At 38.1% G+C, this 12,676-nt stretch carries 17 protein-coding genes and 1 CRISPR repeat array; of the genes, 2 read left to right on the top strand and 15 right to left on the bottom strand.

The window, feature by feature from the left end:
- Nucleotides 1-455 precede the first annotated feature (455 nt).
- A complete protein-coding gene (locus JOC83_RS08560; protein ID WP_205186251.1) occupies nt 456-1,403 on the top strand; it encodes a sporulation protein in 948 nt (315 codons plus the stop codon).
- Between the two features lie 115 nt (nt 1,404-1,518).
- Here JOC83_RS08560 and JOC83_RS08565 read toward each other — a convergent pair whose 3' ends face one another.
- Entirely contained in the window at nt 1,519-1,776 is a 258-nt protein-coding gene (locus tag JOC83_RS08565; RefSeq protein WP_205186253.1) for a hypothetical protein, read from the bottom strand.
- A 180-nt stretch (nt 1,777-1,956) separates the two neighbouring features.
- Between JOC83_RS08565 and JOC83_RS08570 the strand changes: the two genes are divergently transcribed.
- Nucleotides 1,957-2,259: a hypothetical protein gene (locus JOC83_RS08570; RefSeq protein WP_205186255.1), complete on the top strand. Its 303-nt coding sequence runs from the start codon at nt 1,957-1,959 to the stop codon at nt 2,257-2,259.
- Between the two features lie 53 nt (nt 2,260-2,312).
- Here the strand turns inward: JOC83_RS08570 and JOC83_RS08575 are convergent, their stop codons facing one another.
- The 14 genes from JOC83_RS08575 to cas7c form a co-directional block, all read right to left on the bottom strand.
- Nucleotides 2,313-3,086, bottom strand: coding sequence for a GNAT family N-acetyltransferase (locus tag JOC83_RS08575; protein WP_205186257.1), 774 nt, complete (start codon nt 3,084-3,086; stop codon nt 2,313-2,315).
- Between the two features lie 52 nt (nt 3,087-3,138).
- Nucleotides 3,139-3,549, bottom strand: coding sequence for an NUDIX hydrolase (locus JOC83_RS08580; RefSeq protein WP_205186259.1), 411 nt, complete (start codon nt 3,547-3,549; stop codon nt 3,139-3,141).
- Between the two features lie 87 nt (nt 3,550-3,636).
- Nucleotides 3,637-4,098 (bottom strand): DMT family transporter, encoded by a 462-nt coding sequence (locus JOC83_RS08585; protein ID WP_205186261.1) that lies wholly within the window; start codon nt 4,096-4,098, stop codon nt 3,637-3,639.
- Nucleotides 4,099-4,109: 11 nt separating this feature from the next.
- Nucleotides 4,110-4,541: a DMT family transporter gene (locus JOC83_RS08590; protein ID WP_205186262.1), complete on the bottom strand. Its 432-nt coding sequence runs from the start codon at nt 4,539-4,541 to the stop codon at nt 4,110-4,112.
- A gap of 109 nt (nt 4,542-4,650) precedes the next feature.
- A complete protein-coding gene (locus tag JOC83_RS08595) occupies nt 4,651-4,965 on the bottom strand; it encodes an ArsR/SmtB family transcription factor (protein WP_205186263.1) in 315 nt (104 codons plus the stop codon).
- 149 nt (nt 4,966-5,114) lie between these two features.
- A complete protein-coding gene (locus JOC83_RS08600) occupies nt 5,115-5,369 on the bottom strand; it encodes a hypothetical protein (protein ID WP_205186265.1) in 255 nt (84 codons plus the stop codon).
- A gap of 84 nt (nt 5,370-5,453) precedes the next feature.
- Nucleotides 5,454-5,870, bottom strand: a complete 417-nt coding sequence (locus JOC83_RS08605; RefSeq protein ID WP_205186267.1) for a hypothetical protein — start codon at nt 5,868-5,870, stop codon at nt 5,454-5,456.
- Nucleotides 5,863-6,888 carry a tetratricopeptide repeat protein gene (locus JOC83_RS08610; protein ID WP_205186269.1) on the bottom strand — a complete coding sequence of 342 codons (1,026 nt, stop codon included), beginning with the start codon at nt 6,886-6,888 and terminating at the stop codon, nt 5,863-5,865. Before JOC83_RS08610 ends, JOC83_RS08605 begins: the two co-directional genes overlap by 8 nt.
- 94 nt (nt 6,889-6,982) lie before the next feature.
- The gene (locus JOC83_RS08615) at nt 6,983-7,822 is read right to left on the bottom strand and encodes an STAS domain-containing protein (protein ID WP_205186271.1); all 840 of its coding nucleotides are present in this window, start codon (nt 7,820-7,822) and stop codon (nt 6,983-6,985) included.
- 101 nt (nt 7,823-7,923) lie between these two features.
- Nucleotides 7,924-8,196, bottom strand: coding sequence for a helix-turn-helix domain-containing protein (locus tag JOC83_RS20320; protein ID WP_419095375.1), 273 nt, complete (start codon nt 8,194-8,196; stop codon nt 7,924-7,926).
- Between the two features lie 53 nt (nt 8,197-8,249).
- Nucleotides 8,250-9,668: a CRISPR direct-repeat array (repeat unit 32 nt; unit sequence ATTTCAATCCACGCACTCATGTAGAGTGCGAC).
- A gap of 169 nt (nt 9,669-9,837) precedes the next feature.
- Nucleotides 9,838-10,128 (bottom strand): CRISPR-associated endonuclease Cas2, encoded by a 291-nt coding sequence (gene cas2, locus JOC83_RS08625; protein ID WP_205186275.1) that lies wholly within the window; start codon nt 10,126-10,128, stop codon nt 9,838-9,840.
- A gap of 10 nt (nt 10,129-10,138) precedes the next feature.
- On the bottom strand, nt 10,139-11,170 hold the full coding sequence (cas1c, locus tag JOC83_RS08630) for a type I-C CRISPR-associated endonuclease Cas1c (protein WP_205186277.1): 1,032 nt from the start codon (nt 11,168-11,170) through the stop codon (nt 10,139-10,141).
- A complete protein-coding gene (cas4, locus tag JOC83_RS08635; protein WP_205186279.1) occupies nt 11,167-11,823 on the bottom strand; it encodes a CRISPR-associated protein Cas4 in 657 nt (218 codons plus the stop codon). Before cas4 ends, cas1c begins: the two co-directional genes overlap by 4 nt.
- Complete coding sequence (cas7c, locus tag JOC83_RS08640) at nt 11,813-12,667, bottom strand: type I-C CRISPR-associated protein Cas7/Csd2 (protein WP_205186281.1); 855 nt, start codon at nt 12,665-12,667, stop codon at nt 11,813-11,815. Before cas7c ends, cas4 begins: the two co-directional genes overlap by 11 nt.
- Between the last annotated feature and the right edge of the window lie 9 nt (nt 12,668-12,676).

A 12,676-nucleotide genomic window follows, 5' to 3' on the forward strand; every position in this document is an offset into this window, starting at 1 on the left:
CTACACTTATTATGAGAGAAGCATAACACGAGAATGCATAAACGTCACACTTTGTGGTGAGACACTTTTCACTTTCACTTCATTCTTCAATACGTGACCATCATGCTTCCACACCATCAATTACGTCACGGCGATGGATTTCCAAAATTGTTAGACCATATCGTATACCATTTGAACAAAAATTGAAAGTGATAGCTTCTATACAATTGTGAACATTCTTTGAAAAGAGCTAGAGAATGACTGTTACACTTTATTGAAACCTTTTTCTTGTTCCCTCGTATATAATTGTGTTCCATTTATGTTGAACTTTCAAATCACACACGTTTTGGGCATACTCGGAGAAATAGTCGTCTATACGCAACATTTTTAGTTGATTTTTCAATAAGTCCATATATAGTAGAATTGTTCGGCATACATAATGAAAGACATGATATTTGTATAAAGGAGAGTACAAGATGTTAAAAAAGTTTTTAGCTAAGCTTGGTAAAGGAGCAGCCACGGTTGATTTACAATTTCAGCCTCGCTCTTATGCAGTAGGTGATACGATTCAAGGAGAAGTCCTTCTTCAAGGTGGGCAAGTCGATCAGAAAATTAATAAGCTATCTGTTCACTTTATGATGAAAGTACAGGCGCCAAACGGACATTCAGCCGTACGTCAAGTAGAAGTCATTTCGCTTACGGATGCATGGACGATTACAACAGGAGAAAAGAAAGTCATTCCGTTTACGTATACCATCCCAACCACTCTTCCTCTTTCAAGAGGCTCTGTCTCCTACTATTTTGATACACAGCTAGATATTGAAGGTGGCGTAGATCGCACGGATGTTGATTTCATTCAAGTAACAGGTTCACAACGCATTCAAGCCATTCTTGATTCAATGAATCGTCTTGGCTTTCAAGAAAAGTCGACATCTGGAAAGCTCGATACGTATGGACAAGAATTTGAGTTTTTCCCAACTACTTCTTACGCACAAACAATTCGTGAAGTCGAGCTTCGTTTTGCCGAGCAAGCAAGTGGTGTAACGGTGTGGATGGAAGTGGACTGTAAAGCAGGCTTTGGTGAAATTGAAGCCAAACGCGAATTCATGCTTTCTGTTGATATGGTAAGTACTCCACATAGACTTGATGCAGAATTAAAACAATACATCGAAGAAATGATGCAACAGCCTGAGTCATTCAAACAGCCCTTTTCATTTAAACAAGCTCATGGAAAGTCAAGCAGTATGCTACCTGGTATGATTGGTGGGCTTGCTGTGGGTGTCCTTGGTGGTGTGTTACTTAGTGAATTGATGGACGGCTTTGGCCTTGACGACATGATGGGTGATGCGACAGAAGCACTTGGTGATATGGAAGAAGATTTTGAAGATAGCTTTGAATTTGGAGACTTTTTTGAAGAAGATTAAGAGACGTTACATGACCTTTACGAACGGGATGATGAAGCCATCATCCCGTTTATTTTCGTTCCAATGTTCGACTGAACTCTTCTCTTTTTCATACATTTTAGATATGATGACGTTCTTATCGATGCGTAATAGTGGGCGCATGTTTAAAGGATTTTACAAACTCTACGAGACAGTCCTCGCAAAGATCAAAATCCCAACACTCTGAATCAAATGAGCTTCCGTAGCCAAACATCATCTCAAATGTATGAAACAAATCGCTTTTATGTGAACGCTCTGCTCTCGCTCCAATTAAAGCTTCCGATTTACCACACTTATTGCATGTAACAAGCGCTGGAACTTCCTTTGTTACTGTAACTTTTTCATATACTTTCATTATGTACCCCCTACAACATTCTTTTGCTTTATTCATTTGTTCTATGTAGCTCGTATTAGACTATACCATGACGCGTGACGAATTCCTTATTCTTATTTTAATTCACTCATCCATTTCTATCCAAATACAATCATTCTATGATACATTACTCTTATAACGAGAGAACTGGAGGTGGATGAGATGAAAAAATGGCTATGGATTGTAGGACTGATTGCCGCTTTTCTACTCTTGCACATTCATCCTCATACTGCATTGCGTACACATGTATTTTTATTAGGGTATCCAAAGGCAGCGGTAACATCTGGAATTATCGACGATACGTATCATAATGATGTGGACGGTGAGAAGTTTGAAAACATGAATGCTAAAGCTTATACACTCACTGAGCCGCCAATTGAAAAAGCAACACAGGGTGAGCTACGAAACTATCTTGTGAAAAAAATTGGTTTTATTTACGTAGCAGAGTATTATGGGGAGTTATAAGAAGACGCTCTTTCCACATATGGATTCCTCATGTCTCTGTCCTTTTTCGTTCTTCAGCTTCTTACAAAGATCGAATACTCAGTCGGGTTTTCAAATCCTAACTGTTCAGCAAGTTTAATAGACGCCCTATTTTCGACATCACAATCCCATCTCGGTTGAATGCGATGGTGTTGACAATGCTTAATGAATGCTGTGGCTACAACTGCAGCAAACCCTTGTCCTCTGAACTTTGCTGCAGTCGCAATATCCATTTCAGCGTAGTCTGTTGATGAAAAAATAGAAATACATTCACTAGCAATCTCACCGTTATGGATTAAACAAAACCCAAAACCATTCTTAATATAATTTGATGGAGAACCCCAATATTCATTTATGTATGATTCATTGAATTCTGTGCTTTGGTTGATGATTGCTTCATCAATTCTTCCGGTAGGATGGTTATAAATCGTTTTTTCACCTAAGAAAGTAGAAAATGTATGAGGGTTGAATTGAAAGCTATACCGTTTCAGTTTCCTTACTTCTTTTCCAAACAGCTGCTTTATTGTTTGATTCCATGCGCTTGATGGAGAAAACAGCGTAAATCGCTTGTTTGCTTTCTTTCTATTATGAAAGATTTCTAGACACGTATGGTGAAGCTCATTATTTTTCGGTTCTCCTGCTACGACAAAAATACCGAATTCTGTTCCAATTAATGCTGCCTCATGTGAAGAATCCATGTATACTTGACCACGAATGTAGTGCTCTAACACAGAATAAGCAAAGGTTGGATACACTTCACTCCTTCTCTCGTTCAGTAAGTGAGCGGCATGTTGATAGTGTTGATTCATACCCTCTTGCCTCCTCAATTCGTTTGGTGATGCTTCTTTTTCGTACGACTTTTTACTTCTGTAACGTATACATATTTTTTCGATCTAATAACCCTTGAATTCCATCCTTGTGGTACGGCATTCGTTCATTTGCCGTTTGAATATCTACCCACTCAATCTGTAAAATTTCGTCTGGACGTTGAATCTCAATCTCTCCATCTATGATTCTCGCTTGGAACGTAAAAAACAACAGATGATGACCACTCTCTGTAAAGAAAGCTTCGTTTACAGAAAGAAGATCTTCTACTTCAACAGTCAGCCCTGTTTCTTCTTTTGCTTCTCGAACGACAGCTTGTTTTAATGGTTCTCCCTCTTCGACTGCCCCACCAGGAAGTGACCACTTTCCACTTTCATTTTGAACAACCAGTATTTTTTGATCCACTTCTCGGTAAAGGAATGCATATGCCACATCAACTCTATTCATCTAGTTCTCCCTCCATTTCCATTTATTTTAACATAAATATCCAAAAACAACTAAAAAAAGCCCCGTTATACGGGACTTCAAAGACACTCATGATGCATTTACATGTGATTGTTTATTGCTTTTAAAAATAAAATATAACGCCAACAACATAAAAATCATTGCAAGAACACGCTCTGTATCTAAGCTAATTTGTAAACCTCCGAACCAGCCGAAGTGATCAATCACCATTCCCGCAACGAGCTGACCGATAATCGTTGCGATATTAGCCGCTGTTACACCGATTTTCGGTACGGCTAAAATGATTAAAATTAAATATGTGATTCCAAGTAAAGCTGCTGTAAGCTGCCATTTTGGCACTTCAAAAATCATCGTAATGTTTCCTTGACCGAAAAAGACAACTGCGATTGTTAGGAAAACCATTCCAGTGAAAAAGGTAAAAAAGACACCTTGAATCGTTCCCACTCGATTACTGAACGCGCCATTTATTGATGATTGTGCACTTAACACAATTCCACCGATGATGGCGCCAATTAACATAACCATACTCATTGCTGTTCACCTCAAAAAATTAGAATAAGTGCCACTGCCATGGATGCCAGAGCAAGAATGCGATATTTATCGACTTTTACTTTTGAGCTTCCTAACCATCCGAAATGCTCAATTAGCATACTGGCCATCATTTGTCCGATAATAACAGAGATCATCGATGCACTCACACCTAAGAACGGAATGCTAATCACTAAGATTGTTAAATAAATAATGCCTAAAAATCCACCTGATAATCTCCATTTCGGTGCTTGAAAAACATAAGATAACTTATTTCCTTGTCCAACAAATAACATCGCAATCCCCATAACGAATGTTCCCATAATAAAAATGTAGTAACTTGCTTCAAGCTTTCCAATCGTATGACCCAGTACCCCTGCAATGGCCCCTTCCATACTTAACGCTACCCCCGCTAGCACTGCTAATACGTATAAAACGACTTTCATGTTGTCACCTTCTTTTGTGTTTTTGCATATCTAGAAATCTCGATATATTAAACGATAATCTATTTATATATCGCGAAATATCGATACGTATAGACGAAAGAAAAACTGGTTATAGTTCCTCTTTTAAAGAATCCACCAGTTTTTGAATAACGGCTTCATTTCGGCGATAGTATGTCCACTGACCATGTCTTTCTGATTCTAATAGGCCTGCCTTTTGCATCATCGTTAAATATTGAGAAATTGTCGACTGCGATAGCCCTGCTTTCTCTTGAATATCTCCGACACATACGCCTCCTTTTTCATTAATGTTTTTTGATAAATGCGCACTATCTTTCTCGAAATGTTCTTCAGGATGTTTTAACCACTCTAAAATGTCTAATCGCGTTTGATTTGACAATGCTTTAAAAACGTCTATATTTTTCATGACTTTATATTAATCGGTATTTCTCGATATGTCAACGAATGAATATATGTTACCACCTCAACGCTTTTTAACGTCCACTACACACTCAAAAAGAAGAGGATGAGCCCTTGGATATCTTCGTGAACCTTACCTCTTCAAATGATGTAAAATTAATTGACTTGCTTTGGCAAATGTTGAAGAAAATAGCCTCCAGTTAGTAAAAAAATGACGTTCAACATAGCAAATACAATGGCCCCATCCTTAAAGATAAGAATTGCTAAGCTCGATAAACTTACCCCAAACATACAGGCAGATGGCATCGCGCTTTTCCAACCAGTTATCCTTTGCTTTTTGCGCTTTCGATAGACAACGTACATCATCACAATAGTAAACAATATGTATGGAAAGATAATAAATGGTTCCATCCTCTCGCCACTCCTTTTTCATCTTCTTAATCAGTCATACGGGTGAAAAAGGATTTTGTTTCAAATTTTTCGTATTTTCCTTTCTTATAGTGCTTCAATCACATCCACTTTTTCTTGAATAAAATACGCTAGCTTCTGTGTAAAGTCATCGATCTGACCAATCTCGGCTTGCAAGCCAAACGCCGCTCGCATTCCAAAAGGTGATTCCAGTTTATTATCCATTACTACTTCAATACCAATAATCCCTCGTCGATCATACATAAAAAGACGAAGCTTTAGATAATGCGTGACTTGTTCGCGATCTTCGCCAGATATCCAAACAAATTCTTGTCGCTTTACGTTCGCGACATCCTGCATGCCGTTCCTTAATTTCTCTAATTCCTCATTTGTTGTGTAGAAATCGATACATGCTTGACAAGAGTCACTGCGTACACGCAAGTGAACCTCAAAAAAGTCACGATCCTTCCATCTTTTTTCGATAGACATTCGTGAGTCAGCCATTGCGTTTCTCCTTATATTCTGGGTGTCCATGCACATTGCATCCAAACAAATAGCACGCTCTCTCTACAGCAAGCTCATACGTTACATCAGGTCGCATTCCGGCTTTGACTGATGAAACGGCTTGTTGAACGTATTCAATGTCTTTATTCATCTCTTCTATACATTCTTGTCGCTCCTCTTCGGTCCAGTCTTTTTCGTGCGCAGTTTGATTGATCTCGTTTTGTTTACTTGTGATAGTCGACTGAGCAATACGTTCAACTTCCTCCACTTTGCCGATTTTTAAAAGGCTATAAAAATAAGCAGGAAGGTGCTCGACGGAGTAGAAGTGTAAGTCGAGAGTTGCATAGATGGTTAAAAACGATTGATAGTCACCAATCTCATAGTAAAGATCCGCAATTTGAGCCTCATCTCCTTGACTTTCTTTTGTGTTAATTGTCATCAGCTCATTAGCAAGTTGTCGGGTTTCGTTTACCTTCCCCCTTTTCAGTAAACAGAAGCCGTAACCAATACGCGAATAAAGCCTCGGGTATCCATCACTTCCGTAAGAACCTGCTTGATTGTACATCGTAATCGCTTCATCTAACATACCCAATTGCTCACAACAAAGTGCCAAATTACTTGTGTTTTCAAAGGTTGCTTTCAGGTTTACTGCTTGTTCTAGAACTCTTTTCGCTTGTTCGTACTTCTCTTGATGTGCATAGATTTCCCCTAGTAAGCTGTATGGAAAGTGCGACTGAGGATTCATCGTGATGACTTCTTCTAACAGCAGAATGGGCTTTTCTTCTTCATAATGCCACTCTCCATCGAGCCATTCACCTTCATGATGAATAAAATACGCCAAGTTTGTGAGTGATTGAACCGTTCGTTCGAGCTTAACCGCTTGTTGAAACTGATGAAATGCTTTTTCGTATTCGTTGTTTTCCATTAATGCAAGAGCAAGCGTATTACGAAGGCGGGCATCTCTTGGCTTTTGTATGACTTCTTTTTCTACCTGTTTCACTTTCTTTTCTATGTTCATCTATTCTTACTCCTTATGTAGGATAAACATGTTCTTAATCGTGTAAAAAAAGAGGATACATCATCAACAATCGACACTGTATCCTCTCCTACATTTATTTTCCTTCTTTTAAAGCGATTGCTTGTGCAAGCGTAGCTGTTGTTTGAATTTCACCAAATGACAAGCCTAATTGAACAGCTGTTTGTGCAATTTCAGAACGAATGCCTGATAACGTAACCGTCACACCGACTAGCTTTAACGCATCAATAAGCTGAAAAATTTGGTGAGCAACCATCGTATCGATAATGATGACACCGGATAAGTCAATAAAAAGATGCGTAATTCGTTTTTTAACACACTGCATGAGCGTATATTCTAAAATAAACTTTGCACGTGTTGTATCAATGTCGCCTACAAGTGGAAGTAGTCCGTTTTGTTCATTTAACAAAATGACGGGTGAACTTAATTCATTGATCATTTCTTGTTGTGCTTGAAGCTTTAATTGTAAATGATCATGATATTCTTCGGTAAACCACGTCATCACTTCACTAAAGGTTTTTGTCACAATTCGTGTCCATGACTGAATGACTTCCTTTGAATACTCTTCACGATGAAGATTAACAAACTCTTGAATTAAGTCTAAGTATTGCTCCTGTGTTCGGAAAAACTCTTTTAAAATAAAGTGAATGGGTGTACCTAAATGCTCATCGTCTTTGGCAATCTCAACGACCCATTCCCCAAATTCCTTTTGAAATTGAATATTCTCTTGTTGAAATACTTTACAAAAACGCTTATGAAACTCGTGATTTTGTTGCTTAAGTGTTTGAATGACGTCTGGGTCTGTTGATGCATAGACACCCGTTGACTGACTTTTGTCTAGTGATTGATACCACTGTTCCGTTAACTGCCACGTTTTATCTAACATATACTCATACAACTTCTTATCCTTATGCATAAAGCCCCCTGATAATCTATTAAATATATGATTCTTCTTTTTATTCTAAAGCGTTTTTACATGATGTCAATAATAGAAGCTTTGCTCTCCCTGCCTCTTTTTTAAAAGGATGAAGTCGTCACTTCTTTACTCTTAATCTCCAGCCTCTTTATTCGGTACTGCAAGGTTTGTCTACTCACCCCTAGCAATTTCGCAGCCTGTGAGACTTTTCCGTTGCTTTGCTTAAGCGCTTGCTCGATACACTGTTTTTCATGAGCCTCCATCTGATTCTTTAATGGAACAATTGGCTTTTTGCTTTCATGTTGCTGTGTGTCTATTTTCGGAGGAGCCATTATACGGTCTGATTTTTTCCACTTGTTTTGATGGTATTTCAATACTCACATAGAGTGAGACGTTTTTTCTTGTAGCACACGAAACAGCTTTGCTTATTGCAATTCATGCACTCATATAGAGTGCGACGAAGAAGAAAAAATGATTACTCAGTTAGGTATGAATTTCAATCCACGCGCTCATATAGAGTGCGACGACGAAGCCGGTCGGTGGTTTAACTCGAAAAAATGATTTCAATCCACGCACTCATGTAGAGTGCGACGAACACTTAATAGATTTTTATGGATGGGACAAAAAATTTCAATCCACGCACTCATGTAGAGTGCGACGTATACAGCAAGCTTTGCTAATACAAATCAAACTATTTCAATCCACGCACTCATGTAGAGTGCGACATGGTAAAAGCAAAACGTTTGTTAACAGCTACAATTTCAATCCACGCACTCATGTAGAGTGCGACACAAAGGGTGTTGGACCGTATACCAGAGCAAATATTTCAATCCACGCACTCATGTAGAGTGCGACATAAAACATAACCGTTCTTTTCTGCAATCCCTTATTTCAATCCACGCACTCATGTAGAGTGCGACGATCGCAAGACAGCAATCTTAAACGTTAGTAAACATTTCAATCCACGCACTCATGTAGAGTGCGACAAGGATTCGTGTCATGTACTGCAAGGGCTACAAATATTTCAATCCACGCACTCATGTAGAGTGCGACAATTTACTTGGTCGATAAAGTACTTAAATATAAAAATTTCAATCCACGCACTCATGTAGAGTGCGACCAAGACTGTCACAACAAGGAACACCACGAGCGATTTCAATCCACGCACTCATGTAGAGTGCGACTAGATGATATAGTATAGTATATATTAGAAATGAGCATTTCAATCCACGCACTCATGTAGAGTGCGACAACGAAATCACAGAGCTATATTTAACTGTTATCAATATTTCAATCCACGCACTCATGTAGAGTGCGACTATGAAAAGAAAGGACATAAGTTTGTTGTTATAATTTCAATCCACGCACTCATGTAGAGTGCGACTTGGTAGGCGTTTACCAGGCGTTTTAGGGTGTGATTTCAATCCACGCACTCATGTAGAGTGCGACAATGACTCTTTTGAAGAGATTCAGCAAATGAGAATTTCAATCCACGCACTCATGTAGAGTGCGACAAAGTCGCCTTTTAAAACCACTCTTTTTGCATTTATTTCAATCCACGCACTCATGTAGAGTGCGACCTGTCTAAAACAAATAGTCAATCTCAAAAGTTAATTTCAATCCACGCACTCATGTAGAGTGCGACTCAATTAACAATAAAAGTTGAAGAAAGTCATTGCTTATTTCAATCCACGCACTCATGTAGAGTGCGACGTTCAACCTACATTGATAATGACTTTGACTCTATCATTTCAATCCACGCACTCATGTAGAGTGCGACGCAGAGCAAGACGATACGCTTACGTGGTGTATTCATTTCAATCCACGCACTCATGTAGAGTGCGACAGCGATTTTTAGTTAAAAATGGTTCTAATAACATATTTCTAACTCAACTATTCGCCATTTTCTTTACCAAAGCAAAGAACAGTGTGTTTAAACTTAAATATTTCTACAACATCCAACAATATTTGAGGTGCGAATGCTCCTACGAAATCATGTTCACTTCACATTCGCACTAAAAAATTAATGGTGCCTCTACATCAATTGATTCTTTTGTTCCAATATGATTAACTTTGTTTTTATAGTTGTTACCTAACTGATAGAATCTAAGACTATCTGTACTCTCATCAATAATACTTCTTAATTCAAGCTTTAAAGAGGTGAATTGTGTAGCATCTACTATGCATTCAAAAACCGAGTTTTGCACTCGTTGACCGTAATTTTGACATACTTTGGCTACTTTACGTAACCTTTTTTGTCCTCCGCTACTTGTTGTGTTTACATCATATGTGATCAATACTAGCAACTCTTCACACCTACTTCCATAAGAACTGTGGATATTCATCAAGATCATGACGTAAGTAACGAGCGAGTAATAATGCTTGCGCATGCGGAACTAGACCCCATACAATTTTTTCACCTAAGTAAGGATGCGTAATTTTTTCTTGTTTTTTACTCTGCCATGCTGTTAAAAACTTCTTTCGCGCTTCGTCAGACATGATAACCGCACCGTTTTCTTTTTTCAAAAAGTCATTTGAATTTATTACTTTTTTATTAATTAATGACAAAACAAACTTGTCTGCATAGATTCCCCTTAACTCTTCCATCACATCTAAAGCTAAAGAGACTCTACCTGGTCGATCTCGATGTAAAAATCCAACATATGCATCAAGACCTACTCCTTCTAATGCCCCTGCCACATCCTTAGCTAGCAATGTATAAGCAAAGGAAAGTAAGGCATTTACATTATCTAAAGAAGGTCTTCTTGACCGAGAATAAAAATAAAAATCATTTTTTTGCTGAAGGATCATATCGTTAAACAATTTGTTATAACTTAGTGCAGCTTGCCCTTCTAACCCTCTTAATCTTTCTAAATCATCGCACTCTCGTATTTCAATCAAAAGTGAAGATAACTGTTTCGATGTTTCTTTAAACTTAGCCACATCGATTCGCATTGGATAGTCTCTGGTCATCCGTTCGATTATCCACTTGCTGTTGTACACTTTCCCAATAATAAAGTTACGTGCAATTTTTGCTGATTTTATTTCATCATCAGAGATACGATATTGTGCTTTCCTTAATGTTACGTTCCCTTTTGTTTCCCCACTTACCCTCGCAAGAAACTGACCATTCATTTTTAAAAATACGAGCGAAATATTTCGTTTTGCACAATACCCCATCAGGGCCGGGCTGGCTCCCGTATAGCCAAACGAAACAATAGACTCTAGGTTATGAAGGGGCAATCTACCTAATTTCTCTTGTTCTTTTAAAAGAACAATGTTATCCCCATCTAACGATAAGTACACATCAGATTGAGTGACGAATAACGTATTTAAAAGCTTTTTCATTCTGTTATCCTCCCTTCAATATAACGTTTGACCGATTGCTTATTCATAACCGTTGGCAAACAAATATGTTGAAGAGAACAACTTTTACAAAATGATCCAGTTTTCACTTTAGGCGTATACTGGCGCTCATAATAGTCTCTCATTTCTAACACAACATTCTTTACTTTTCTCTTTTGTTCAACTGAAATCGGCACTTCAATACGATGCTTTATTTCATTATAAAAAACATATCCCGTGTTCACTTCACAAAGTAACATTTCTTCTAAACATATGGCTTGAGCTGTTAGCTGCAGCACATCTGAATCGTCTATTTTAGGTTTTCCGCGCTTATATTCAACAGGATAAACGATATATTTGCCTTCTTCCCCATTTAATTCGATTCCTTGGTCATCCTTTACAAATTCAACAACATCGCAAATACCTGTTATTTGTAAGTCGTTTGACTTCACAGGCATGGCCCGAGCAATCAACTTATCTCGACGTTTCTCGCGAACAAATGGTTGATCTGCTTTATCATGAAGATGTTGACCTTCAACTGTCTTTACATTCTCAGCCCATTCTTGTTCGATGTGAATGAGTGCCCATTGCCTTCGACAAAATTGAAAATGTTGAATGCCTGAAAGCATCAGGTAATGATCTTCATTATTGTCCATCAATGACTTCAACCTTTAGACCATCTAATTCCTTAAGCACAATCGTATAATCTTCAAATGATTTAGGTTGCTCTACCGACTCGATTTTTAACGAACGATGTACTTTTGCTGAAGAATATTGACCCAATTTTGAAGTGTGCTCCCACCAAAATACTTTGTTCACTTCCATACTTCCATCAGGACGAGCAGCAGATGCATCGTTTTCAAATAACGTAACAAGTGCTTGTTTTAATTTTGTTGCATCTTCAGTTGAGAAGCCTGTTTTTTCAGCCAGTTGAGTATTAATGCTTCCATAAAACACATAAGTTCCAAAATCAACACGGTGTTTCATACCCATCGTATCAGATCCCTTTTCTTTCCCCGGCTCTGAATTTACACTTTTTGTAATCTGCATACTTGTAATATCAATTGGGTCAATGCTTGTAGCTGTATGAATGGATACAGGTCCTCTTACACCTACAGACACACCACTTTTCGCACCTTTAAAAGCAAATACTTGACCAAAACTTCTAACATCTAACCATTCACGACACGCGACTCCTGCAAATTCTTCACTTGAAATTTCTTTTGCTTTAAACATTTTGCCAAGTAATTCGTTAGCTTCTGCTCGTTCTCTTAAACTTTTAAACTCGTCCACATTTCGATCATTTGACTGAACAAAGATTGATTCTCCCATATCTTGAAGACGATTACGAATTTTACGTTTTATGGCTACATCTGAAATTTCACCATAGCCGTCATAATTTTGACGAGGACGATTCCCGTTTAAAGGGTCTCCATTTGGATTTGCTTTCGTTACTGATAATACAATTGCAAAATCAATTTTACGATCTAAAATTGGCATTTTATTTTC

It is taken from the genome of Priestia iocasae, assembly GCF_016909075.1.
Lineage (GTDB): Bacteria > Bacillota > Bacilli > Bacillales > Bacillaceae_H > Priestia > Priestia iocasae.